Origin of the sequence: Blastococcus sp. Marseille-P5729, assembly GCF_900292035.1 — a bacterium.
GTDB lineage: Bacteria > Actinomycetota > Actinomycetes > Mycobacteriales > Antricoccaceae > Cumulibacter.
In genome coordinates, this window is record NZ_OMPO01000001.1 from 1,062,250 (window position 1) to 1,084,887 (window position 22,638).

Genomic DNA, 22,638 nt, shown 5'->3' on the forward strand with positions numbered 1-22,638 from the left:
ATGCTCGACCAAGGATACGCGTCCGTCTCGCCGGTTACTCATCGTCGGTGGGGTCTTCGGGCGGGGTGCTGCCGAGGATTCCCGCGCTGAGCGCGGTGAACTCGTCTCGGAAGGCCTGGTGTCCGGAGTGCGCCAGGCCGCCGACCTCGACCCGTCGTCCGTCGCCGTCGTCGCTGCCGCGCACCCCCAACCGGCGGCGTCGGGTCAGCAGCGTGACCATCAGTGAGGCGAGCAGGACGACCGCCGAGCCGAGCACCCAGATCTGGCCCGGGTCGTAGCTGACCTGGAAGGCCGCCCATTGCGCGACCCGGTCGAAGCGGATGTTGGTGCCGTCCGGCAGCGTGACCGACTCCCCCGGGAGCAGGTTCACCTCGTCGACCCGCTTCAGCAGCCCGGAGTCGATGACCTCCTGGTCGAGGGTGTAGACCGACTGCGGCCGGCCGGTGTCCAACCCGGTGTAGCCCTGGTAGACGAACAACGCCACGGCGGGATTCAGCAGCCGCGGGTCGGTCGAGACGATCACGCCGTCGCCGGAGTCCTGGGAGGTCGGCGCGAGGAAGCCCTGGAGCGCCAGCGAATTCTCCGGGTCGCCGGTGTCGAGCTTCAAGGCACCCTCGGAGCCGAAGTTCACCTGATCGGTGGGCAGGAACGGCGCCTGCTCCTCGCGGACCGTGCCGTCGGGCAGCGTGATCGTGAAGACCGGGGCATAGCCGTGGCCGGTGACGTAGACGCGGACGCCGTCCACCCGCAGCGGGTCGTTGCTCTCGATGACCGCGGGCTGCTGGCCGCTGCCGGTGTCGTAGTCGATCTCGGTGACGAACGCTGCCGGCGTCAGGTCCGGCTCGTAGACGACCTCGAAGTCCTTGAGCTCGACACACACGTACGCCAGGTCCTCACCGCTCACCAGCGCGCCGCTGCCGAAGCTGTCATAGGACATCTGCGTGTTGCAGAACTCCTCGCCCTCGATGGCGATGCGCGAGGCCTCGTAGCCGTTGAGCTTGCCGACCGCGAGGGCGACCAGCAGCGCGAGCAGGGACAGGTGAAAGACCAGGTTGCCGGCCTCCTGCAGGTAGCCCTTCTCGGCGCTGAGCGTCTCGCCCGTCGCATCGCTGCGCCGGACGACCCGCCATCGCCTGCCCCGCAGCAGCGCCTCCGCGTCCGCGAGCACCTCGTCGGTCGAACGTTCGTCGGCGCCCTCGGCATGCTCGCCCAGCCGCGACAGCCGGCGGGGAGCCTTTGGCGGCTCGGCCCCGAGCGACTTCAGGTACACCGTCAGCCGCGGCAGCACGCAACCGATCAACGAGACGAACAGCAGCAGGTAGATCGCGGCGTACCACGGCGAGGAGAAGACGTTGAAGAACCCGAGCCGCTCGAGCCAGGGTGCCAGCCGCGGGTAGTCGGCGTAGTACTCGCGGACCTTCGAGGGGCTGAGGTTGCGCTGCGGCAGCAGCGAGCCGGGCACCGACGCGAGCGCGAGCAGGAACAGCAGGATCAGCGCGGTACGCATCGAGGTGAGCTGGCGCCACCAGTAGCGGGCCATCTCCTTCACCGACGCGCCGATGGGACGACGAACCGGTTTGTCCTCCTCCCAGAGGATCTCGTCGTCCTTCACAGCGGGCTCGGTCATAGCGGTAGGCCTTCCGCAGGGAACCAGCCCTGGATCGTAGCGACGATGCCGAACCACCAGCCGGTGACCAGCAGGATGCCGAGCAGGATCAGCATGACACCGCCGAGCTTCATCAGCGCACCGGCGTGCGCGCGGGCGAAGGACGACGCCTTCAGCGCCCATCCGAGGCCCGCCGCGATCAGCACGAACGGCAGGCCGAGACCGAGGCAGTAGAGCGCCGTGAGAAAGGCGCCACGACCGGCGGTGCCCTCGGCGTACGACAGGCCGAGGATGGCCGTCAACGTGGGGCCGATGCACGGCGTCCACCCGATGCCGAAGAACGCCCCGAGCAGCGGGGCACCGATCAGCCCGGACGCCGGCAGCCGGTGCAGCCGCCATTCGCGCTGCATCCAGGGGAAGCGGCCGAGGAAGATGATGCCCATGGCGATGATCAGCACCCCCATCACGCGGGTGATGATCTCCTCGTGCTGGCGCAGCACGGAGCCGACCTGCCCGAACAGCGCGCCGTACGACACGAAGACGGCGGTGAAGCCCAGCACGAACAGCACCGCGCCGAGGATCACCCGGCGCCGGTCGGGGTCCTGGCGTGCGCCCAGCTCGCTGCGAGTCTCGCTGCCGACCTCACCGCCGACGGAGGCGACGTACGACAGGTAACCGGGAACCAGGGGCAGTACGCACGGCGACAGGAAGCTGAGCAGTCCCGCGGCGAGCGCCAGCAGGCTCGCCAGGATCAGCGAGCCGGAGGCGACGGTGGAGTCGATCGAGGCGAGGACGCTCATTCGTCGAGCAGCTTCTCGATGGTGCTGGTCAGGCTTGCCAGATCGACCACGGACACGTAGGCGGCAGCGACCTTGCCCTGCTTGTCGATCACGATCGTCGAGGGGATCGCGGCGAGGGGGTAGCCGCGGAACTGCAGCGCGACCTTGGTGCTCGGGTCGTAGATGCTCGGGTAGGTCAGCCCGACCTGCTGGCTGTAGGTCTCGCCCTGCCCCCTGGTGTCGCGCACCAGGACGCCGAGCAGCTCGACGTCCTGGCTCTGGTAGGTCTGGTAGATCTGTTGCAAGTCCGGTGCCTCGACCCGGCACGGTGCGCACCAGGAGGCCCAGAAGTTCATCACCACGATCTTGCCGTCGTGGTCGGACAGCGAGTAGGTCGCTCCGTCGAGCAGCTCACCGCTCACCTCGGGAGCCTGTTGACGCTCGTCGGGCGGGATCACCTCGCCGGACGGCGTCCCCTCGACGAACCGGAACTCCGAGCCACCCCCGGCGGCGTCCGGGGCGCCCTTGCTGGCGGTGCACCCACCCAGCAGGACGGCGAGGGCGGTGAGGAGGACCACCAACCAGGAGCGCCGCCTCATGCGCCGACCCCTTGGCCGATGTCGCCGCACGGCTCGGCGTACGACACGCTGGCGAGCCGGCAGCCCTCGAAGTGCAAGGAGGTGACGGAGGCGAGCGCGCACTCACGCTGCCGCGGGTCGTGCCACAGCCTCCGGCCTTCGACGGCGCTGCGCAGGGTCCAGATTGGCAGCTGGTGGCTGACGCAGACCGCCTCGTGGCCGCGAGCCTGCATCCGCGCGGCCTCGACGGCCATGCTCATCCGCAGCGCGATGTCGACGTACGGCTCGCCCCACGACGGGCGCATCGGGTTGCGCAGCTTGGGCCAGTTCGAGCGGCGGCTCATGATGCCGCCCTTGCCGCCCCACCGCTGCCCCTCGAAGTCGTTGGCCGCCTCGATCAACCGCTCGTCGTTCGCGATCGCGATCGAGTGGGCTGCGGCGATCGGCGCCGCGGTCTCCTCGGCGCGCTGCAGCGGGCTCGACACGAGGTGGGCGACATCTCGGCCGGCGAAGTACTCGCCGAGGGCGCTGGCCATCTGCCGGCCAGTATCGGAGAGGCCGAAGCCCGGCATTCGACCGTAGAGGATGCCGTCGGGATTGCGCACCTCGCCGTGCCGCACGAGATGCACCGTGGTGCGCTCAGCCATGGTCGTACCCGACCGCCGCGGCGGCGCTCGCGGCGTACGGCAGAGCGGCGTCGATCCGCTCGAGCGCCTTCTCGTCGTGGGCGCTGGAGACGAACCAGCACTCGTAGCCCGACGGTGGCAGGTACACACCGCGGGTCAGCATCTCGTTGAAGAAGGCCGAGAACCGCTCAGCGCTCTGGGTCCTGGCCTGCTCGTAATCAGTCACGTTGACCGGCTCCTGGCCCTCGCCGAACAGAAAGACCGAGAACATGGTGCCGGCGGTCTGGATCTTGTGCGGGACGCCGGCGGCGTACAGCGCGGAGGCGGTCATACCCTGCAGCTCGCTGCTGGTGGACGCGATCTGCTGGTAGGCCTCGGGGGTCGACAGCTGCAGATTGGCCAAGCCGGCGGCGGTCGCCAGCGGATTGCCGCTGAGGGTGCCGGCCTGGTAGACCGGCCCGGCCGGGGCGAGCAGTGCCATCACGTCGGCGCGGCCGCCGAAGGCCGCGGCCGGCAGCCCGCCGCCCATGACCTTGCCGAAGGTGTAGAGGTCGGCGTCCACCTGGTCCAGTTCGTGCCAGCCGCCGATCGAAGCGCGAAAGCCGGTCATCACCTCGTCGCTGATCATCAGCGCGCCGTGCGCGGCGGTCACCGCGCGGATCTTCTGGTTGAACCCGCTCACCGGTGGGACGACACCCATGTTGCCGGGGGCGGCCTCGGTGATGACGCAGGCGATCTCATCGCCCCGCTGCGCGAACAGCTCCTCGAGGGCGGCCGCGTCGTTGTAGGGCAGGACGACGGTCTCCGCGGTCTGGGTCTGGGTGACGCCGCGGGTCTCGGGGATCGCGAGGGTGGCCACGCCCGAGCCGGCCTCGGCCAGCAGCGAGTCGACGTGGCCGTGGTAGCAGCCGGCGAACTTGACCACGAGCGACCGGTTGGTGAACCCACGGGCGAGCCGGATCGCCGACATGGTCGCCTCGGTGCCGGAGTTGACCAGGCGGATCTGCTGCGCCGGCGTACGGCGGATGATCTCCTCTGCCAGCAGCACCTCGTTCTCGGTCGGGGTGCCGAAGCTCGTGCCCTTCTGGGCGGCCTTCGTGACGGCGTCGACGATGGCGGGGTGCGCGTGGCCGTGCAGCAGCGGGCCCCAGGAGCAGATCAGGTCGACGTACTCGCGGCCGTCGACGTCGGTCAGGTAGGCACCGTGGCCCGATGCCATGAACCGCGGCGTGCCGCCGACGGAGCGGAAGGCGCGCACCGGTGAGTTGACGCCTCCGGGGATCACCTCGCTCGCGCGGTCGAAGAGCTCAGCGGACGCGGGGGCATCAGACGGGTACAGCACGTCGCCATTGTCCCATCCCGGACGGCGGACCGCTGTGAGAGTTGCGCCCTACCGTTCGAGCTCGCCCGCGACGCGGCGTTCGATCGCGGCTGCGGTGCGGCGCGGGAGCACGATGAGCCCGGAGATCTCATCCCGGGCACGTGCCACCGCCTGCTGCCGCTCGGCGACGGTGGCGGCGGGATCGGCAGCCACACCGAAGAGCTTCTGCGCCCGGCTGATCCGGCCCTGCGCACGGTCGTCGAAGTCCGCCCAGCCGCGCCGCAGGGCCTCGCTCTCGGCGGCCGCGAAGGCAGTGGAGAGGTGGTGCACCGCGTCGCGGTACTCGCTGACCTCGTCGCGGGTGACGAGGTCGCCGGCGTGGGCGGGGCGCAGACCGTCGGCGGCGAGCATGGCCCGATGCAGCTCTGCCACGAGCGGCTCCCGCACGTCGGCCATCACCGGGTACTCCAGCAGCCGCACCGGATCCAGCTCGTACGCCGCCCAGCTGTCGGTCACCTGCTGGTGCTGCGCGAGCAGCTGCCTGACCTCACGCTCGCGAGCCTCGGAGCGGTCGGCGGCCCCGGTCTTGGCCTGCACCTCAGCGAGCCGCACCTCCTGCTTGAGCCGGTAGCGCTCCTGCGCACGCTCCGCGCGACGCTCGTTGGCGTCGCCCAACGCCTTCAGCCCAGCGCTGATCGACCCGCCGAAGACGGGGATGATCCAGAACAGGTGCCACATCCATTGCACGTCTTCAGTATCGTCCGGCGGCGTCCACCCCGCCCAGGACGGATGTCACCGGCGTGCGGGCGCGGCGGCGTTAGATGTCGTACGGCGCGTAGAAGTCCGGCTTGCCGGACTGCTGCTGCGGCTGCCGGCCCACCGGCGGCAGCGTGTCGGCGGTGACCTGAGGCGGGGGCGGCGGGGCGAGCTGGGCCTGCGGCGGAGCGAACGCCTGCGGCGGTGGAAAGAGGTTCGGATGACGGCGCGACAGCGATTCCAGCGCCTCGACCCGCGCCTCGGCGTCGCCGCGACGGATACCCTTGCCACCGAACCAGAGCCCGGCCACCAGCGTGGCGATCGACAGCGGCACCAGGAACCAGCTCAGCACCTTCACACTGGTGGGTACCGACTCGTGCAGCAGTGCGTAGATCGACCCGTCGCCCGGTGCGGAGACGTTGATCTGCTGCCCGCTGTGGTACCGGCCGATGATCATTCCGGTGTGTTCCGAGCCGTCTATCTCGTAGTCGACCTTCCAGACGCCGTACTCGTCGTCGCTGATGGAGTCGTCCGCCGTCACGGCATCGCGGCTCAGTCCCCATTGCACGGTTCCGACGACGTCCACCCGGCCACTGAGCTGGTCACCGAAGCTCGCCGGTCCGAAGCTGAAGAACAGCCCGGCAAGCCCGACCACGGCGAGCAGGACGCCGTAGATGGTCATTCGCCTCGGGCTCACCGTCGTACTCCGTTCTCGTGGGGCGCGTTTGAGCCTAACCCCGATGGAGTGACCGATTGATCCGCTCCACGGGTCCGGTCGGCGCAGAACGATCGGCGACGAACGCGGTCACGAATCTTGGAGGCGCTGCGCGACCTCGACCGCGAAGTAGGTGAGGATGATCGAGGCCCCGGCGCGGGCGATCGCCATGAGCTGCTCGTCGACGAGCCGCTCCCGGTCGAGCCAGCCGTTCGCGGCAGCCGCCTCGATCATCGAGTACTCGCCCGAGACCTGGTAGGCCGCCACCGGCAGGTGCGTCGCCTCGCGGACGTCGCGAATGACATCGAGATATGTCGACGCCGGCTTCACCATGACGATGTCGGCACCCTCGGCGACGTCCAGCTCGAGCTCGCGCAGCGCCTCGCGCGCGTTGGCGGGGTCCTGCTGGTAGGTGCGGCGGTCGCCCTTGAGCTTTGAGTCGACGGCCTCTCGGAAGGGGCCGTAGAGGGCCGAGGCGTACTTCGCGGTGTAGGCGATCAGCGAGACGTCCTGGTGGCCGGCGGCGTCCAGCGCCTCGCGCATGACGCCGATCTGACCGTCCATCATCCCGCTGGGCCCGACCATGTGCGCCCCCGCCGCGGCCTGCGCGACCGCCATGTCGGCGTACACCTTCAGCGTCTCGTCGTTGTCGACGCCGCCGCGCTCGTCCAGGACGCCGCAGTGGCCGTGGTCGGTGAACTCGTCAAGGCAGCCGTCGCTCATCACGACGGTCTGCTCCCCCACCTCCGCCACGACGTCCGCGATGGCGACGTTGAGGACGCCGTCCTCGCGCACCGCTGCCGATCCGGTCGCATCCCGCTCGGCGGGGACACCGAACAGCATGATGCCGCCGACTCCCGCTTCGACCGCCTCGACCGCCGCCCGTTTGAGCGAGTCGCGGGTGTGCTGCAGCACGCCTGGCATCGAGGTGATCGGCTGCGGCTGGTCGATTCCCTCCCGCACGAACATCGGGAGCACCAGCCCGGCCGGATCCAGCCGGGTCTCGGTGACCAGGCGGCGTACGGCGCGGCTGGAGCGCAGCCTGCGCGGGCGGGAGGACGGGAACTGACTCATCGAAACTCCTCGATCGGCTGGCCCGGACGGTCAGGACTTGCGGGCCCGCGACTTGGTCTTGCGCGGCGGGCGGTCGAAGCCCTCGACGTCGCGTAGGTTGATGGCGTAGTCGGCCAACGCCTCGATCAGCGACGGGACGTCGGCGGTCTCGGGCTGGACATCGACCCGCAGACCGAACTCCTTCGCGGTGGCAGCGGTAGCCGGGCCGATGCAGGCGACGACGGTGCGCGCGTGCGGCTTGCCGGCGATGCCGACCAGGTTGCGGACCGTCGAGCTCGAGGTGAAGCACACCGCGTCAAACCCGCCGCCCTTGATCGACTCGCGGATGTGCGCGGCCGGCGGAGCGGCGCGGACGGTGCGGTAGGCGGTGACGTCCTCGATCTCCCAGCCGGCCTCCTTCAGCCCCTCGGCAAGGGTCTCGGTGGCGATGTCGGCGCGCGGCAGCAGCACCTTGTCGATCGGGTCGAGCACATCGTCGTACGGCGGGAACACCTCCAGCAGGCCCACGCTGGACTGCTCACCCTCGGGCACCAGCTCGGGAGTGACCCCGAAGGCGCGGACGGCGTCCGCGGTCGCCTCCCCGACACAGGCGATCTTCACCCCGGCGAAGGCCCGGGCATCGAGCCCGAAATCGGTGAACTTCTCCCACACGGCCTTCACCGCGTTGGTGGAGGTGAATACGATCCACGAGTAGCGGCCGTTGACCAGGCCCTTGATCGCGCGCTCCATCTGCGCAGGGGTGCGCGGCGGCTCGACCGCGATGGTCGGCACCTCGATCGGGATCGCGCCGTGCTCGCGCAGCAGGTTGCTCATGTCGGCGGCCTGCTCCTTGGTGCGCGGCACCAGCACCTGCCAGCCATAGAGCGCGCGCTTCTCCCACCAGGCGAACTTCGCGGTCTGGGCCGCGCCCGGCCCCACGGTGAGCTGCGCCGGGCCCTCGAGCGCCTTGACGTCGGGGTTGCTGCCGGTGAGATCGCCCAGCACGCCGGCGATGGTCTTCTGCGCGAGCGAGGTCCCATTGACCGTGACGGCGGCCGGCGTCGAGTCCGACAGCCCCGCCTCGATCAGCGCCTTGGCGATCGCCTTGACGTCGGGCAGGTCGAAGGTCAGCAGCAGCGTTCCCCCGGCGCCGGCCAGCCCGGCAAGCGAGGTGCCGGCCTCGAAGCCGCGCAGGTCGGCGGTGACCACCGTTCCGGCGGTGGGGATGCCGGCGTACGAGGCGATCGAGTGCGGCGCGGCCGCAGCCGCGATCACCTGGTAGGGCACCGAGGAGCGGCTGACCGCAGAGATCTCCTTGACCATCCGGTCACTGGAGAGGACGTCGCCGGTGACGACGCGCGCGATCCGCGCACCGGTCTTGGCCTCGGCGACGAGCGCCTTGGCCACGGCGGCCGGGTCGTCGGTCGTCTCGGTCACCTCGCCGCCGAACAGCGCCCGTACCTCGGCGGGTACGTCGGTGTCGACGACCACCACGTCGGCGTGGCGGATCGCCTCGGCGCCGCGTCCGGTGATCAGGCTGGCATCGGCCAGGCCGCATCCAACGAACTGGATCCGGCCGGCGCTCTTACGCGCGCGCGTCATCGCGTGCTCCCCATCAGCTCTTGCGCGCCGTCCTCGAGCATCACGCGGGCAAGCCGCTGACCGAGTCCGGCAGCATCGGTAAGTGGTCCGGTGGCCGACAGGCGGATGGCATCGCTGCCATCGTGCGCCGTCACGACCGCACGGAGTGATAGCTCGAGACCGTCCTCGGTCTCCACTACCTCGGCGAGGGCTCCCACCGGTGCTGAGCAACCGGCTTCGAGCTCGGCGAGCAGCGCTCGCTCGGCCTCGACACAGCTACGACTGTAGTTATCGTCGAGCCTTCTGACCAAATCGACGACGTCCTCGCGTGATGTGAGGCACTCGACCGCGAGCGCGCCCTGGCCCGGAGCCGGCAGCATCTGGATCGGGTCGAGCAGCTCGGTGATCCGATCTCGCAGGCCGAGTCGGGTCAGTCCGGCGGCAGCGAGGATCACGGCATCGAGCTCGCCGTCGTCGACCTTGGCCAGCCGCGAGCCGACGTTGCCGCGGATGCCGACCACCTCCAGCCCAAGCCCGAGTGCGCGCAGCTGAGCACCGCGCCGCAGCGAACCGGTGCCGACCTTCGAGCCCGGGGGCAGCTCGGCGAGGGTGAGCCCGTCGCGGGCGATCAGCGCATCCCGCGGGTCGACGCGCGTCGGGATCGCGGCCACCACCAGACCGGGCTGTGGCGCGGTCGGCAGGTCCTTCAAGGAGTGGACGGCGAGATCGACCGTCCCGCCCAGCAGCTCGTCGCGCAACGCGGAGGTGAACACGCCCTGGCCGGCGAAGGTGTGCAGCGGCGCACTGGTCACATCACCCTGCGTGGTGACGGTGACGAGCTCGACGGCGCGGCCGGTGGCTGCGGTCAGGGCGTCCGCGACGGTCTGGGACTGGCCGGTGGCCAGCGCCGAGCGGCGGGTTCCGAGCCGCAATGGTGCGCTCATGCTCCTCCGCCCTGGCTGAGCTGTCGCGCGGACTGTGCGACGTCGGGTGCGACGGCGTCCTCGGCAGGCTGGTCGCCCACGCCGAAGAGCATCTGCAGCGCCTCGGCATAGGCCTTCCCGGACGGCGTTCCAGCGCTCTCGCGAACCCGTACCTGCGGAGCGTGCAGCATCTTGTCGACGACGCGCTCGATCGCATACTCGATCTCGGACATCGCGCGGGCATCGACGTCCGGAATCCGGTTCTTCAACCGGCTCACCTCCGCCTCAATGACCTCCTTGGCCCGGTTCTGCAGCGCCTGCAGGGTCGGTGCGACGGCGGCCCGGCGCTGGCGGGCGACGAACGCGGCGACCTCCTCGCCGATCACCGCCTGCGCCCGGCTGCCGTCGACGGTGACGTCGGCAGCGGCCGCGCGCTGCTTGATCTGCTCCATGCCGACGTAGGTGACCGATTCCAGCGTGGCCGCCTCGGCGGAGGCGTTGCGTGGCAGCGCGAGGTCGATCAGCACCGTGGGGCCCGCGTCACGCAGCAGGCCCTCGCTGATCACGCCCGGTGAGGACCCGAGGGCGGTGACGACGACATCGGCCCGCCGCAGCGCGCCGACCAGATCGTGCACCACCGTGCCGTCGTACCGGCCGGCCAGCGCCTGCGCCTTCTCGGCGGATCGGTTGAGGATCTCTAGCCGGTCGACGCCCTCCGCGCGCAGGGAGGCAGCGGCCAGCGAGGCCATCGCACCGGCCCCGACGACGAGAGCGTCGCGGCCGGCCAGGCCGCCGGTGATGCCGCGGGCCGCGTCGACCGCGACCGAGGCGATGTTGCGCCCGATCTCGTGCATCCCGAGATCGGAGTGCACTCGCTTGCCGACCCGCAGCGCATGCTGAGACAGCGCGTGCAGCCGGCGTCCGACGGCGTCGCGGTCGATCGCCTCGAGGTAGGCGGTGCGCAGCTGGCCGAGGATCTGCGGCTCGCCCACGACCATCGAGTCCAGCCCGCTGGCGACCCGCATCATGTGCTCGACCGCGTCCTCGTCGTAGGACACCTGCAGGTAGCCCGACAGATCGTCGCTCGAGACGTCGAGACGGTCGGCGAGCCAGGCGACGAGCGCGTCCACGCCCGGGTGGAACTTCTCGACGACCGTGAACAGCTCAATGCGGTTGCAGGTCGAGAGGATCATCGCCTCGGTCACCGGCTCGGCGGCCAGCACCTCCGTGAGCGCCTGGTCGAGCTGCTCGGGGGTGACTGCCGCCCGCTCCAGGACGTCCATGGGGGCGTGCTGGTGGGACAGCCCGACGACGAGGTAGCTCATGAAGCACCTTTCGTTGATGCGCGTGACTTCTGTCGCTGATGGAAGGCCAGGATCTGCAGCTCGCTGGCCAGATCCACGCGGCGTACGTCGACGCCGGCCGGCGCGCGCAGCGTGGTGGGCGCGAACGACAGGACGCCGGTGATGCCGACCTCGACGAGGATGTCGAGCGCGTCCTGCGCCGCGTGGGCAGGAGTGGCGATGACGCCGATGCTGTCGCGATAGTTCTCGCCCGCGGTGCGCAGCTCCTCGATGGGCCGCACGGTGATCCCGCCGACCACCTCGCCGACGTGACCGGGATCGAACAGGCCAACGACGCTGAACCCGCGGGCGGCCAGCCCCGCGTAGCCGGCGAGCGCGTGGCCGAGGTTCCCGACGCCGATGATGACGACGGTGCGGCTCTGCTCGACGCCGAGCGTCTCGGCCAGCCGCGCCCGGAGCGTCGGGACGTCGTACCCCACACCGCGGGTGCCGACGGTGCCGACCCAGGACAGGTCGCGGCGCAGCATCGCGGGATTGACCCCACTGAGGGTGGCGAGCTCGCCGGAGCTGATCAGGGTCCGGCCCGTCAGCTGGTCGACCATCCGCAGATACAGCGACAGCCGCCCCAGGGTGGCCTCTGGGATGCGTCGGCCGTCGGTGGTGCGCGCGGTGAGCGGCTGCCCGGCGGCGGTGGTCACGATCTGTCTCCACGAGCTGACCCGGGCGCAGCGGCGTCCGGTGGTAAAGAACGGTGTCAGACTACTCGCTTGTGCACGCATGCACAAAATCGGCACAACGACCCTCAGCACGCTCCCCGCGCCGCGAGGGCGCGGCGCAGCGCGGTCTCGTCGATGCGGAAGTGTGCGTGCTCGTCGCCGTCCAGCAGCAAGACCGGCACCCGCTCGCCGTACTCCGCGACCAGCTCCGCGTCGGTGTCGATGTCGACCACCCGGGCGCTGAGCCCGTAGTCGGGCAGGATCTGCGCGAGGTCGTCGCGCGCGATCTCGCATAGGTGGCATCCAGCGCGGGACATGAGGACGACGTCGATGCTCATGCCGCCACCCTACGAGGCATCGCCGGGCCGCGCGCCGGACGTCGGCGTCCGGTGGTGGACATCAGTAATGTGGTAGGACAACGCGGGAGGGAGAACGCGTGCTAGTGCCGTTCCTCAGCAAGAAGAGCCCCGCCGAGGCGCGCGCACGCGCCAAGGCCGCGGGCACGGCAGCGGCTGCCGCCGCGGAGGTCGCACCGAGCGCCGAGATCCCTGTCGATCCGAAGGCGGCCGCCTTCTTCGACGTCGACAACACGATGATGGTGGGCGCGTCGATCTTCCATTTCGCCAAGGGTCTGGCCACGCGCAAGTTCTTCACCACCGGCGATCTGGCGTCGATGGTGTATCAGCAGGCGAAGTTCCGGCTCATCGGCTCGGAGAACACCGATGACATCCACGCCTCCCGCGACCGCGCGCTGGCCTTCGTCAAGGACGTCGAGGTGGAGACGATTCGCCGGCTCGGCGAGGAGATCTACGACGAAGAGATGGCGCAGAAGATCTACTCGGGGACCCGGGCGCTGGCCCAGATGCACCTCGATGCCGGTCAACGGGTGTGGTTGGTGACCGCCACCCCGGTCGAGCTGGCCACCGTGATCGCCGACCGACTGGGCCTGACCGGCGCCATCGGGACCGTCGCCGAGCAGATCGACGGCCGCTACACCGGACGACTGGTCGGGGAGATGATGCACGGCACCGCCAAGGCCGAGGCGATCACGGCGATCGCCGCGCGGGACGGCCTGGACCTGTCGCGCTGCACGGCGTACTCGGACTCGATCAACGACCTGCCCATGCTCACGCTGGTCGGGCACGCGGTGGCGGTCAACCCCGACCCGGATCTGCGCCGCGAGGCGATCGAGCGCGGATGGGAGATCCGCGACTACCGTACCGGCCGCAAAGCGGTGATGATCGGCGCGCTGTTGACGGTCAGCGCGGCCGCGAGCGCCGCGCTCGCGGTGGCCGCGCTGGCGGCATGGCGGGCCATCCAGCGACGGCAGGCTCGGGCCATCATGCCGCCGGGCCCGGCTGACCGGCTCAGAAGAAGGTTCGATCTCGCTGCCGAAGCAGTGCGTACAGCCGCGATTGAATACGCTCGCGCACCTGGTCGGTGAGCTCGAAGACCCCCATCGGGTCATCGGCCGCCTCGCTGCCGAGGTGCGCGGTCTGGATCGGGTCGCCGATCTCAATGATCCATCGGCTCGGCAGCGGAATCACCCCGAGCAGGCCGAGCAGCGGGAAGGTGGGCGTCACCGGGAAGTACGGGAAGCCGAGGGCTCGTGCGAGCGGCGTGATGTCGCCGATCATCGGGTAGGCCTCCTCGGCACCGACGATCGCGACCGGGATGATCGGCACGCCGGCGCGCAGCGCGGTGGCCACGACCCCGCCGCGACCGAAGCGTTGTAGCCGGTAGCGCTGCGACCAGCCTTTCCCGACGCCCTTGAAGCCCTCGGGGAAGACCCCCACCAGCTCGCCGTCTGCCAGCAGTCGGGACGCGTCGTCCGCACTGGCCAGGGTGCCGCCCGAGCGGCGCGCGAAGTCGCCTACGACCGGCAGGCTGAAGACCAGATCCGCTGCCAGCAACCGCAGGAAGCGGTGATCGGGGGTGTTGCGGTGGACGGCGTAGGAAAGCATGAAGCCGTCGAGCGGGATGGTGCCGGAGTGGTTGGCGACCAGCAGCGCGGGGCCGTCCACCGGGATCCGCTCGGTGCCGAGCATCTCGACGTGGAACCACTTCTCGTACAACACCTTGGCGATCGGGTAGATCACGCCCTCAGTGAAGTCAGCATCGAGACCGAACTCGTCGACGTCGTACTCGCCGGTGATCCGCCGCCGAATGAAGGCGACCAGTCGCGCCAGCGCGCGCTCGAGCTCGGGGTTGGTGCGGGCCAGCTTCTCGGCGGCGTCCACCACGGCACCCACCGCGGCGAGCGCCGGGTCCAGACCCGGCCCCCGCGCCTGGCTCACCGGTCACCGCGCAGCGCCGCGCGCAGCACCCGTAACGGCATCGTCGAGGTGATGCCGCGCCCGTTCAGGTAATCGTCGAAGGCGCCAACAGTGGAGTACACGGGACGATAGGCCAGCCGCTCCCGCGCCAGTGTGGTGTCCATCGCGCGACCGTACCTGAGGAACTGAATGTGCTCGGAGGTGAAGTCGGCGAAGCCCAGCGCCCGCACGAGCCGGCTCACCGCCGTGGCGGCAGGGCCGACGACGGGCAGCGGCACCCGGCCGGCGCGGAGGATCGCCTGCGATAGCAGCATCACGTCGGGGGCGGCGACATTGAACACCCCCGCGGCGGCGCCGTCGGTGCGGGCGACACAGGCGACCAGCGCATCGACCGCATCGCGCTCGTGCAGCAGCTGCAGGCGTGGGTCGTAGCCCGCGATCATCGGAACCGCCTTGAGCATGAAGTACGGGGCGAGCACCGAGTCGATCTGCGGACCGATGAAGTTGGCGAAGCGCAGCATGGTCACGACGACGTCCGGACGGCGGCGCATGAAGCTGCGCACGTACCCCTCGACGTCCTGCGCATCCCGGCCGTAGCCCCCGGCGAGGGTCCGGGGCTGCATCTGCTCGGTGAACATCGCCGGATCCCGGCCACTGGAGCCGTACACCGCGCTAGCGGACTTCACGATCAGCCGCCGCACCCGCTCGGCGTGCTGGCAGGCAGCCAGCAGCCGCATCGTGCCCATCACGTTCGCCTCCTTCATGGAGGCTCGGCCGCCCGAGGCACTTGGCGAGGCGTTGATGTCAGTGTGGACGACGGTGTCGACGGACGCCGAGTCGACCACCTTGGCAATGAGCGGGCTGCGGATGTCAGCGCGCACGAACTCCGCCCGCGTGTGGCCCGTCAGCTCGCTGTGCGGGGCGCTGACGTCGACGCCGATGACGCGCTCGATGGATTCGTCCTCCGCGAGCGCCTTCGCGGTAGCCGCGCCAAGGAATCGGCTGACGCCGGTGACGAGGACGACGCGAGCGGTCACAGCGGCGGCCCCGCCTCCGCTACTTCTTGTTCCTGCGCTGCACGCGCGTGCGCTTGAGCAGCTTGCGGTGCTTCTTCTTCGCCATACGCTTGCGACGCTTCTTGATGACTGAACCCATGAAAATCCTTACGATCGCTCCTCGCAGCAGCCGCCACGAGAATGGCTGAGCCGGACAATCTTACCTGTCCGGGTCAGTGTGTGCTCACCCGCGGCGGGCCTCGGCCCGGGCGGAGAGGTGCCTAGGCGGTCTCGATGAACGCTCCGTCGAGGTAATCGTGCACGGCCTTCTCCGGAACCCGGAACGAGCGGCCGACGCGTACCGCGGGCAGCTCACCGGAGTGCACCAGGCGGTAGACGGTCATCTTGGAGACACGCATGATCGAGGCGACCTCTGCAACGGTCAGGAACTTGACCTCCGAGACGCCCGCGGCATCCTTGGGCGTGGCCTTCTTCGTCATTGCTCACCATTGTCTCTCGGCACGTGTCGCCCGTCAGCTTCCCCACCGACGCAAGACACGCACGTGCTTAAGGCACAGTAGCGTGATTGATGAGACCGGCGCGACCCTTGATCTTTGTGAGTGACACAACGTTTTCATTACGACGACGCGCGGCGCGGCTCTGATACCGGCGCTCGGGCGAATTGACCGGACGCCCGGCCAGTTCGCCGTTCCCGACGCCGGACCAGCTCCGCACGCACCAATTACTCGCGGACGGGCATCGAGACCGCCGGGGATTCATGTCAGCCGCGTCCGAGCTCGGCGGATCTGTCCCGCGCAGCCCTCACGACATCCGCGATCAGCGTGTTGGCGTCACGCTCATAGAGCACCGCGAGCCCGGCCTCCGTCGTCCCACCGGGGGAGGTGACCGCCGCCCGAAGCGCAGCGGCGTCCTTGCCGGACTCGCGCAGCATGCTCGCCGCGCCGAAGGCAGTCTGCACGACCAGTTCCGCGGCCACATCGTGATCGAGCCCGATTCCTTGCGCGGCGTCGATCAACGCCTCGGCCAGGTAGAAGAAGTAGGCCGGTCCGCTTCCGGACACCGCGGTGACGGCATCCAGCTGGCTCTCGTCGAGAGCCAGCACCTTGCCGGTCGGAGCCAGGATCGCGCGCGCCGCCTCGAGATGCGTGGCATCGGCGGCCGCGCCGGCGCTGATCACCGACATCCCGGCGCCGAGCAGGGCCGGGGTGTTGGGCATTGCGCGGACGACGGGCACTCCGGGCAGCGCCGCCTCGAATCGCGACGTCGGCACACCGGCTGCGACCGAGAGCACGAGGCTGCGGGCCGTGACGCCTCCGCGCAACTCCTCGAGCACCTCGTCGACCACCTGCGGCTTCACGGCGACCACGATGATGTCGGCCCTGGCGGCCAGCTCGTCTATGCTCGCCGGCGAGATGCCGTACCGATCGGCGAGCGCCGCAGCGCGGTCGGCATCGGGTTCGACGACGAGCACCGACCCGGCCGGGACGGCGCCGTCCTCCACGATTCCGGCCAGCAGCGCCTCGGCCATGTTGCCGCCGCCGATGAAGCCGATCGTGCTGGTCTCAAGCATCGGTGGACTCCTCCCGCTCCGGGACGTACGCCATGGTGTCCAGGGCGATCTGCACGATCCGGTCGGCGATCTGCTCCGGCCGGAGCTCACCGGCCTCGTCGTACCACTGACCGGTCTGGATGCACATCCCGACGACCGAGCGCACGGCCTCTTTCGGGTAGGGCGTGCGGAACAGGCCGCGGGCGACCGCCTCGTCGACGTCCTTCTGGATGTGCTGCTGCAGCCCGGACCGCATCGCCACGATCGCGCGGCGGTTGTCCGGCGCGAGCGAGCGCATCTCGCTCGAGCCGATCGCGGCGGGCTTCAGCCAGTAGATGTGCGAGAGCGTGAGGGTGCGGATCTGGTTGCGGAAGCGCGCGACAGGGTCGTCTCCCCCGGCGGCACGCGCGGCCTGGTTGCGCCACAGCAGCTCGTTCATCGTCGCCGCCAGGATGGCCACGAGCATCTCCTGCTTGCCGGCGTGGTGGTGGTAAATGCCGGCCACCGACAGCCCGCACCGGCGGGCGATGTCGCGCACGGTTGCGCCGTGGTAGCCGACCTCGTTGAAAGCGTCCACCGCCGCGGTCAACACCGGGTCGAGGTCGGGATGCTCGTACTCCTGCCACGAGCGGACGACGGCAGGGGCATCAGGCATGCGACCACCGTACGAGCGCTCGCTCGGAGGCGTCAAATCGCGTCGCGACCGCCGAGCGCCGCGCGGGTGACGGTCAACGCCTCGGCGAGGTCGGCCATCCGCTCGTCGCGGTCCGCCGCCCGCCGGGTGCTGACCTCGACCACGACGTCGCCGGCGTACGACGAGGGCAAAGCCTGCAGTACCTCGGTGCATCGGCTGATCCCCCGCCCGGGGACGAGGTGCTCGTCGGAGCCCTTTCCGGTGCCGTCCGCGATGTGCACGTGCGCCAGCCGCCGGCCCATCCGCCACAGCATCTCCACGGGGTCGCTGCGCGAGACCGCGGTGTGCGAGGTGTCGAGGGTGAGGTGATCGAACGGTCCGGTGACGACGTCCCAGTGCGGGACGAACGCCGAGACCTCGCGGTCGCCCAGTCGCATCGGGAACATGTTCTCGACCGCGATGATCCGGCCCGAGCGCTCCTCCAGCGCCCGCACCCCGGCGGTGAACTCGCGCGCGTAACGCGTCTGCCAGCGCATGGGTGGGTGGATCACGATGGTCCGGGCGCCGATCCGGCCGGCCAGCCGCACCGAGCGGGCCAGCTTGGGTCCCGGGTCGGTACCCCAGACGCGGGCGGTGATCAGCAGGCAGGGCGCGTGCACCGATCCAACCGGCAGCTGCACGGCGTCGATGAGCTCATTGATCGCGGCGGCGTCCTGGCTGGGGGGATCGCCCCAGATCATCACCTCGAGCCCGTCATACCCGAGCTCGTGCGCGATCTCGAAGGCGGCGTCCAGCGGCTCGGGAAAGACCGACGCGGACGAGAGCATCACCCGAGGGCCCGGTCCCAGCGCCGTCATCGGACTACTCGTCCTCGTCCATCATGTCGAGCCGGCGCAGGATGACACCCTCGCGCAGCGCCCACGGGCAGATCTCCAGGCGCGAGAGCTTCAGGTGACGCATCGCGGACTCCGCGACGACGGCCCCGGCCAGCAACTGGTGAGCACGTTGCGAGCTGACGCCCTCAAGGTCGGACAGGTCCTTGCTCGACATGTGCGAGATGAAGCCGATGATCTGCCGTAGCCCGGGCAGGGTCAGCTCGCGCGGCACCCTAAGCCCCTCAGACGACGGCGCGGCGCCGGTCAGGCGGGCGAGCGATCGGAAGGTCTTCGACGTGGCGACCGCCCGATCCGGTCGGGGCGCCTTGAGGAAGGGTTTGACCTGAGAGGCGATCGTGTCGTCGACATACTCGCGGAGCTTGGCGAGCTCGGACTTGGTCGCCGGGTCACCGGCGAGCCACTCGCGGGTCAGCCGTCCGGCGCCGAGCGGCATGCTACTGGCGATGTCGGGCATCTCGTCCATGCCGGTACCCAGCTCGAGCGAGCCGCCACCGATGTCGAGGCACAGCAGCTGACCGGCGCTCCACCCGAACCAGCGACGGACGGCGAGGAAGGTCAGGCGGGCCTCGTCCGCGCCGGAGAGCACGCTGAGCCGCACCCCGGTCTTAGCGTGCACCCGGTCGAGGACCTCCTTGGAGTTGGAGGCGTCACGCACCGCGCTGGTCGCGAAGGCGATCATCTCCTCGCAGCCCTGCTGATCGGCAACCTCGGCGGCATGCGCAACGAACTTGATCAGCGACTGCTCGCCGGACTTCGTGAGCGCACCCGACTTGTTGATGCACTCCGCCAGCCGCAGGTACACCTTGTCGTCGTGCATCGGCATCGGGTGCGACCAGGTGTGCGCATCGACCACGAGCAGGTGCACCGTGTTCGATCCCACGTCGAGCACCCCAAGTCGCATGGCATTACGCTAGCGTCCGCGACCGGCACCACTTCGCACTCCCCTAGGCTTTCTGCTATGAGTCGCTCTTCCACCGAACCGGGCCGTCCGCACGAGGTCGGGCTGGACTTCGCCCGGGAATGGATCGAGTTCTACGATCCCGCGAACGACAACCACCTCATCCGCGCTGATCTGACCTGGCTGGGCTCCCGGTGGACGTGCATCTTCGCAGCCGGCTGCCATGGCATCGACCGCCGCAAGCCCGACCTCGGCTGCTGCGTGCATGGCGCCTTCTTCAGCGACGACGACGACCGCAAGCGAGTCAAGCGGTTCGTCCTTGAGCTCACGCCCGAGGACTGGCATCGTCATCCGGGCCGCAAGGTCCGCAAGGACGACTGGATCGAGGACGGTGAGCTGGAGGGCAGGCGAGCCCAACGCACCCGAACCCAGGGCGGCGCGTGCGTGTTTCAGAATCCGCCAGGGTCGCCGATGGGCGTGGGCTGCGCGCTGCACGCACTGGCCCTGCGGACCGGGCGCCATCCGCTGGAGACGAAACCGGACGTGTGCTGGCAGCTGCCGATCCGGCGCGAGCAGAGCTACGTGACCCGCCCGGACGGCACCGAGATCCTGCTGACCCGGATCGAGGAATACGACCGCCGCGGCTGGGGCGAGGGCGGGCACGACCTCGACTGGTACTGCACCTCCTCCCCCGAGGCGCACGTCGGCAGCGAGCCGGTCTACGTGTCGTACGCGCCGGAGCTCATCGCGCTGATCGGCCAGCCGGCCTACGACGAGCTGCGGCGGCTGGCCGACGCCCGGATGGACCGCGGCCTGGTGGCCGAGCACCCGGCCACCGCCGCCGCCGACTAGTTCTGCTACCCCGCGACCACCACCTAGATCCCTGCTGCGGCGCTGGTCTGGGCCACGGACTCCTCGCCGATCGCACTGAGCCCGTGCAGCTTCGCCGCGAATGCCGTCAAGGCGCTCGCGTTGCCCTGCGCCGCCTGGGCGTGAGTGTCATGGAATGCCTTCAGCGCCGAGCCGAGCGCGAGCGAGGACGCCGTGCCCCCGAGCGCGCTCGGGTCAAGCGCGGACCCGGCGAGGGCCTGGCGCGCCGCCGTAGCCTGCTGCGCCGCGGCTTCATAGCTGCCGGCGGCTTCGGTGAGCTGGCCGATGTCGAACTGGCTGGTCCCCATGGCATTACCTCGTTCCCTGTCGATGAGTCGCGGGGAACGCTACGGGCCTCCGGGGCGCGCAGGTCGCCGTCCGGCCGGGTTGTGGACGACGCGGACGGCGTCCACAGCTCGCGGTCGCCGGGCTTGCCGGCTAGCCGTCGAACTTGTAGCCGAGACCGCGGACGGTCAGCACGTAGCGGGGGTTGGCCGGGTCGGGCTCGATCTTGGCGCGCAGCCGCTTGATGTGCACGTCGAGGGTCTTGGTGTCGCCGACGTAGTCCGCTCCCCAGATCCGGTCGATCAGCTGCGAGCGGGTCAGCACCCGACCGGCATTGCGCAGCAGCAGCTCGAGCAGATCGAACTCCTTCAGCGGCATCGGGACGACCTCGCCGTCGATCGAGACGACGTGCCGGTCGACGTCCATCCGCACCCGGCCGGACTCCAGGGTCGCGGCGCCGGACTCCTCGGCCTCGGAACCGCGGCGCAGCACCGCGCGGATCCGCGCGATCAGCTCACGGGCGGAGTAAGGCTTGGTGACGTAGTCGTCGGCCCCCAGCTCGAGCCCAACCACCTTGTCGATCTCGCTGTCCTTGGCGGTGAGCATGATGATCGGGACCGTCGAGCGCGCGCGCAGCGAGCGGCACACCTCGGTGCCGGGGATGCCCGGGAGCATCAGGTCAAGCAGAACGATGTCGGCGCCGTTGCGGTCGAACTCGGCCAGCGCGTCCGGTCCGGTCCCGGCGACCGCGACCTCGAAGCCCTCCTTGCGGAGCATGTAAGAGAGCGCGTCGGAGAAGGACTCCTCGTCCTCGACGACCAGTACTCGTGCCACGTGCGTTCCTTCCATCCTCAGCCCTGCCGCGGAGCCGCGGCGTCCGGGGGCGTTCCTGCTACCGGCTCGAGATCGTCGGGCTCGGCGAGTGCGGTGTCGCTGACCAGCGAGTGGTCGACGGACCGATCGTAGGGGCCGACCGGTGGGGTGCGGGGGATCCGCAGTGTGAATGTAGAGCCTTGGCCCTCGCTGCTCCACACCGAGATCGAGCCACCATGGTTGTTGGCGATGTGCTTCACGATCGCCAGGCCCAGGCCGGTGCCCCCGGTCTGTCGGCTGCGCGCCCGGTCGACACGATAGAAGCGCTCGAAGACTCGCTTGAGGTCGCGCGGCGCGATGCCGATGCCCTGGTCCTTCACGACGATCTCGGCGTCCTGGTCGGACGCGCGATAGGTGACTGCGACGGTCGTGGAGTCGGGGCTGTAGGAGACCGCGTTCGTGAGCAGGTTGGTCAGTGCCATGACCAGGTGCCGCTCAACGCCCACGACGGTGAGGTCGGCATCCCCCGCGGTCTGGATCCGGATGTCCTTGGAGGAGGCCATGGTGCGCGCCCGGTCTGCGCACTCGGCGACGATGTCGGCGATGCGCACCACCGACGCGGGCGGCGCGGGCTCGCCGCCCTGCAGCCGCGACAGCTCGATGAGCTCCTGCACCAGCAGGCTCAGGCGCTTGCTCTCCTTCTGCATGCTCAGCGCGAACCGGCGGACGGCGGCCTGGTCGTCGGCGGCGTCCTCGATCGCCTCGCCGAGCAGCGTGATGGCGCCCACCGGGGTCTTCAGCTCATGGCTGACGTTGGCGACGAAGTCGCGGCGCACCGCCTCGACGCGGTGCGACTCGGTGACGTCGATCAGCACCACGCCGACCAGGCCGTCACCGAGGCCGAAGCCGTGGGCCCGGACCGTGAGGTTCTCACCACCGCCCTGCGGGCTGATCACCAGGTCGCACCACGCCTCGCCGTCGGCCAGCACCTCGCGGCTGAGCGCCAGGATCCGCCGCACAACCACCCGGTCGCCGCGCACGAGCCGGATCTCGCGGGCGGTGCGGTTGGCCAGCAGCAAGCGGTCCGATGAGTCGATCACGGCGACGGCGGGCGACATGTACTCGATGAGCCGCAACGCCGTCCGTGAACCGTCTGGCGCGGGGCTGGGGCTCGGCGCCTCGTCTACCGGGCGCTCGGCCGGCGGCGCGGGGGCGGTACGGCGCCCGATCAGGTAGCCGACGACGAGCGCGACGAGAGCGCAGGTCGATGCGACTATCCAGGCGGTCATGTGATCGATGCTAGGAGATGGGCGATCTCGGGGCCTGCCCGTGAGCCTGCGCCGGCCCCAAGATCACAGCCGCCGGTCGGATTGTTCACCATGGATCCAACCGCTGTTTACCGCCCGACCGCGAGGCGACCATACGGCGCGCCTAGGCTCTGGG

The 22,638-nt window shown here is 70.0% G+C and carries 26 protein-coding genes; 2 read left to right on the forward strand and 24 right to left on the reverse strand.

From position 1 onward, the window contains the following. Positions 1–34: 34 nt before the first annotated feature. From DAA40_RS05225 to DAA40_RS05285, 13 genes are all read right to left on the reverse strand, one after another. Positions 35–1,627, reverse strand: a complete 1,593-nt coding sequence (locus DAA40_RS05225) for a cytochrome c biogenesis protein ResB (RefSeq protein WP_106848594.1) — start codon at positions 1,625–1,627, stop codon at positions 35–37. Beyond that, complete coding sequence (locus DAA40_RS05230; protein WP_106848595.1) at positions 1,624–2,406, reverse strand: cytochrome c biogenesis CcdA family protein; 783 nt, start codon at positions 2,404–2,406, stop codon at positions 1,624–1,626. The genes DAA40_RS05225 and DAA40_RS05230 overlap by 4 nt, the downstream gene beginning before the upstream one ends. Next, complete coding sequence (locus DAA40_RS05235) at positions 2,403–2,984, reverse strand: TlpA disulfide reductase family protein (protein ID WP_106848596.1); 582 nt, start codon at positions 2,982–2,984, stop codon at positions 2,403–2,405. The genes DAA40_RS05230 and DAA40_RS05235 overlap by 4 nt, the downstream gene beginning before the upstream one ends. Continuing rightward, positions 2,981–3,610 (reverse strand): histidine phosphatase family protein, encoded by a 630-nt coding sequence (locus DAA40_RS05240; protein WP_106848597.1) that lies wholly within the window; start codon positions 3,608–3,610, stop codon positions 2,981–2,983. The genes DAA40_RS05235 and DAA40_RS05240 overlap by 4 nt, the downstream gene beginning before the upstream one ends. Then, positions 3,603–4,931 carry a glutamate-1-semialdehyde 2,1-aminomutase gene (gene hemL, locus DAA40_RS05245; RefSeq protein WP_106848598.1) on the reverse strand — a complete coding sequence of 443 codons (1,329 nt, stop codon included), beginning with the start codon at positions 4,929–4,931 and terminating at the stop codon, positions 3,603–3,605. Before hemL ends, DAA40_RS05240 begins: the two co-directional genes overlap by 8 nt. A gap of 48 nt (positions 4,932–4,979) precedes the next feature. After that, a complete protein-coding gene (locus DAA40_RS05250; protein ID WP_199849524.1) occupies positions 4,980–5,657 on the reverse strand; it encodes a hypothetical protein in 678 nt (225 codons plus the stop codon). A 70-nt stretch (positions 5,658–5,727) separates the two neighbouring features. Continuing rightward, positions 5,728–6,363 (reverse strand): hypothetical protein, encoded by a 636-nt coding sequence (locus tag DAA40_RS05255; RefSeq protein ID WP_158716248.1) that lies wholly within the window; start codon positions 6,361–6,363, stop codon positions 5,728–5,730. 108 nt (positions 6,364–6,471) lie between these two features. Next, positions 6,472–7,455 carry a porphobilinogen synthase gene (gene hemB, locus DAA40_RS05260; RefSeq protein WP_106848601.1) on the reverse strand — a complete coding sequence of 328 codons (984 nt, stop codon included), beginning with the start codon at positions 7,453–7,455 and terminating at the stop codon, positions 6,472–6,474. Between the two features lie 30 nt (positions 7,456–7,485). Then, entirely contained in the window at positions 7,486–9,036 is a 1,551-nt protein-coding gene (locus DAA40_RS05265) for a uroporphyrinogen-III synthase (RefSeq protein WP_106848602.1), read from the reverse strand. Further along, on the reverse strand, positions 9,033–9,959 hold the full coding sequence (hemC, locus tag DAA40_RS05270) for a hydroxymethylbilane synthase (protein WP_106848603.1): 927 nt from the start codon (positions 9,957–9,959) through the stop codon (positions 9,033–9,035). Before hemC ends, DAA40_RS05265 begins: the two co-directional genes overlap by 4 nt. After that, a complete protein-coding gene (locus DAA40_RS05275; RefSeq protein ID WP_106848604.1) occupies positions 9,956–11,263 on the reverse strand; it encodes a glutamyl-tRNA reductase in 1,308 nt (435 codons plus the stop codon). Before DAA40_RS05275 ends, hemC begins: the two co-directional genes overlap by 4 nt. Further along, positions 11,260–11,940 (reverse strand): redox-sensing transcriptional repressor Rex, encoded by a 681-nt coding sequence (locus DAA40_RS05280; RefSeq protein WP_234356247.1) that lies wholly within the window; start codon positions 11,938–11,940, stop codon positions 11,260–11,262. The genes DAA40_RS05275 and DAA40_RS05280 overlap by 4 nt, the downstream gene beginning before the upstream one ends. Before the next feature lie 104 nt (positions 11,941–12,044). Next, a complete protein-coding gene (locus DAA40_RS05285; protein ID WP_106848606.1) occupies positions 12,045–12,296 on the reverse strand; it encodes a glutaredoxin family protein in 252 nt (83 codons plus the stop codon). 98 nt (positions 12,297–12,394) lie between these two features. Here DAA40_RS05285 and DAA40_RS05290 point away from each other — a divergent pair, with 98 nt between their 5' ends. Next, complete coding sequence (locus tag DAA40_RS05290; protein ID WP_106848607.1) at positions 12,395–13,402, forward strand: HAD family phosphatase; 1,008 nt, start codon at positions 12,395–12,397, stop codon at positions 13,400–13,402. Here the strand turns inward: DAA40_RS05290 and DAA40_RS05295 are convergent. From DAA40_RS05295 to DAA40_RS05330, 8 genes are all read right to left on the reverse strand, one after another. Further along, positions 13,326–14,255 carry a lysophospholipid acyltransferase family protein gene (locus DAA40_RS05295; protein WP_106848608.1) on the reverse strand — a complete coding sequence of 310 codons (930 nt, stop codon included), beginning with the start codon at positions 14,253–14,255 and terminating at the stop codon, positions 13,326–13,328. The two genes, DAA40_RS05290 and DAA40_RS05295, sit on opposite strands and share 77 nt — an antisense overlap. Continuing rightward, positions 14,252–15,271 carry an NAD-dependent epimerase/dehydratase family protein gene (locus DAA40_RS05300; RefSeq protein ID WP_106848609.1) on the reverse strand — a complete coding sequence of 340 codons (1,020 nt, stop codon included), beginning with the start codon at positions 15,269–15,271 and terminating at the stop codon, positions 14,252–14,254. Before DAA40_RS05300 ends, DAA40_RS05295 begins: the two co-directional genes overlap by 4 nt. A 19-nt stretch (positions 15,272–15,290) precedes the next feature. Continuing rightward, the gene (locus DAA40_RS05305; protein ID WP_003948845.1) at positions 15,291–15,389 is read right to left on the reverse strand and encodes a 30S ribosomal protein bS22; all 99 of its coding nucleotides are present in this window, start codon (positions 15,387–15,389) and stop codon (positions 15,291–15,293) included. Positions 15,390–15,510: 121 nt separating this feature from the next. Next, complete coding sequence (locus DAA40_RS05310) at positions 15,511–15,729, reverse strand: helix-turn-helix domain-containing protein (protein ID WP_106848610.1); 219 nt, start codon at positions 15,727–15,729, stop codon at positions 15,511–15,513. Between the two features lie 281 nt (positions 15,730–16,010). Further along, entirely contained in the window at positions 16,011–16,820 is an 810-nt protein-coding gene (gene proC, locus DAA40_RS05315) for a pyrroline-5-carboxylate reductase (protein WP_106848611.1), read from the reverse strand. Then, positions 16,813–17,454 (reverse strand): TetR/AcrR family transcriptional regulator, encoded by a 642-nt coding sequence (locus DAA40_RS05320; protein ID WP_106848612.1) that lies wholly within the window; start codon positions 17,452–17,454, stop codon positions 16,813–16,815. Before DAA40_RS05320 ends, proC begins: the two co-directional genes overlap by 8 nt. A gap of 32 nt (positions 17,455–17,486) precedes the next feature. Beyond that, complete coding sequence (locus DAA40_RS05325; protein ID WP_106848613.1) at positions 17,487–18,290, reverse strand: sugar phosphate isomerase/epimerase; 804 nt, start codon at positions 18,288–18,290, stop codon at positions 17,487–17,489. A gap of 4 nt (positions 18,291–18,294) precedes the next feature. Then, positions 18,295–19,230, reverse strand: coding sequence for a Ppx/GppA phosphatase family protein (locus tag DAA40_RS05330; protein WP_106848614.1), 936 nt, complete (start codon positions 19,228–19,230; stop codon positions 18,295–18,297). Between the two features lie 57 nt (positions 19,231–19,287). Between DAA40_RS05330 and DAA40_RS05335 the strand changes: the two genes are divergently transcribed. Beyond that, the gene (locus tag DAA40_RS05335; protein ID WP_106848615.1) at positions 19,288–20,079 is read left to right on the forward strand and encodes a hypothetical protein; all 792 of its coding nucleotides are present in this window, start codon (positions 19,288–19,290) and stop codon (positions 20,077–20,079) included. 23 nt (positions 20,080–20,102) lie between these two features. On the opposite strand, the gene DAA40_RS05340 is transcribed toward DAA40_RS05335, so the two are convergent. From DAA40_RS05340 to DAA40_RS05350, 3 genes are all read right to left on the reverse strand, one after another. Beyond that, on the reverse strand, positions 20,103–20,405 hold the full coding sequence (locus tag DAA40_RS05340) for a hypothetical protein (protein ID WP_106848616.1): 303 nt from the start codon (positions 20,403–20,405) through the stop codon (positions 20,103–20,105). Between the two features lie 130 nt (positions 20,406–20,535). Beyond that, positions 20,536–21,216 carry a response regulator transcription factor gene (locus DAA40_RS05345; RefSeq protein WP_106848617.1) on the reverse strand — a complete coding sequence of 227 codons (681 nt, stop codon included), beginning with the start codon at positions 21,214–21,216 and terminating at the stop codon, positions 20,536–20,538. A gap of 17 nt (positions 21,217–21,233) precedes the next feature. Then, entirely contained in the window at positions 21,234–22,484 is a 1,251-nt protein-coding gene (locus DAA40_RS05350; RefSeq protein ID WP_106848618.1) for a cell wall metabolism sensor histidine kinase WalK, read from the reverse strand. Between the last annotated feature and the right edge of the window lie 154 nt (positions 22,485–22,638).

Excerpts from the sequence above, each read along its gene's own strand:
- DAA40_RS05235 (WP_106848596.1), bottom strand. The coding sequence starts at position 2,984 with ATGAGGCGGCGCTCCTGGTTGGTGGTCCTCCTCACCGCCCTCGCCGTC.
- DAA40_RS05335 (WP_106848615.1), top strand. The coding sequence starts at position 19,288 with ATGAGTCGCTCTTCCACCGAACCGGGCCGTCCGCACGAGGTCGGGCTG.
- DAA40_RS05320 (WP_106848612.1), bottom strand. The coding sequence starts at position 17,454 with ATGCCTGATGCCCCTGCCGTCGTCCGCTCGTGGCAGGAGTACGAGCAT.
- hemC (WP_106848603.1), bottom strand. The coding sequence starts at position 9,959 with ATGAGCGCACCATTGCGGCTCGGAACCCGCCGCTCGGCGCTGGCCACC.
- DAA40_RS05225 (WP_106848594.1), bottom strand. The coding sequence starts at position 1,627 with ATGACCGAGCCCGCTGTGAAGGACGACGAGATCCTCTGGGAGGAGGAC.
- DAA40_RS05305 (WP_003948845.1), bottom strand. The coding sequence starts at position 15,389 with ATGGGTTCAGTCATCAAGAAGCGTCGCAAGCGTATGGCGAAGAAGAAG.
- DAA40_RS05325 (WP_106848613.1), bottom strand. The coding sequence starts at position 18,290 with ATGACGGCGCTGGGACCGGGCCCTCGGGTGATGCTCTCGTCCGCGTCG.
- DAA40_RS05265 (WP_106848602.1), bottom strand. The coding sequence starts at position 9,036 with ATGACGCGCGCGCGTAAGAGCGCCGGCCGGATCCAGTTCGTTGGATGC.
- DAA40_RS05275 (WP_106848604.1), bottom strand. The coding sequence starts at position 11,263 with ATGAGCTACCTCGTCGTCGGGCTGTCCCACCAGCACGCCCCCATGGAC.
- DAA40_RS05285 (WP_106848606.1), bottom strand. The coding sequence starts at position 12,296 with ATGAGCATCGACGTCGTCCTCATGTCCCGCGCTGGATGCCACCTATGC.
- DAA40_RS05240 (WP_106848597.1), bottom strand. The coding sequence starts at position 3,610 with ATGGCTGAGCGCACCACGGTGCATCTCGTGCGGCACGGCGAGGTGCGC.
- DAA40_RS05230 (WP_106848595.1), bottom strand. The coding sequence starts at position 2,406 with ATGAGCGTCCTCGCCTCGATCGACTCCACCGTCGCCTCCGGCTCGCTG.
- DAA40_RS05350 (WP_106848618.1), bottom strand. The coding sequence starts at position 22,484 with ATGACCGCCTGGATAGTCGCATCGACCTGCGCTCTCGTCGCGCTCGTC.
- DAA40_RS05340 (WP_106848616.1), bottom strand. The coding sequence starts at position 20,405 with ATGGGGACCAGCCAGTTCGACATCGGCCAGCTCACCGAAGCCGCCGGC.
- DAA40_RS05310 (WP_106848610.1), bottom strand. The coding sequence starts at position 15,729 with ATGACGAAGAAGGCCACGCCCAAGGATGCCGCGGGCGTCTCGGAGGTC.
- proC (WP_106848611.1), bottom strand. The coding sequence starts at position 16,820 with ATGCTTGAGACCAGCACGATCGGCTTCATCGGCGGCGGCAACATGGCC.
- hemB (WP_106848601.1), bottom strand. The coding sequence starts at position 7,455 with ATGAGTCAGTTCCCGTCCTCCCGCCCGCGCAGGCTGCGCTCCAGCCGC.
- DAA40_RS05330 (WP_106848614.1), bottom strand. The coding sequence starts at position 19,230 with ATGCGACTTGGGGTGCTCGACGTGGGATCGAACACGGTGCACCTGCTC.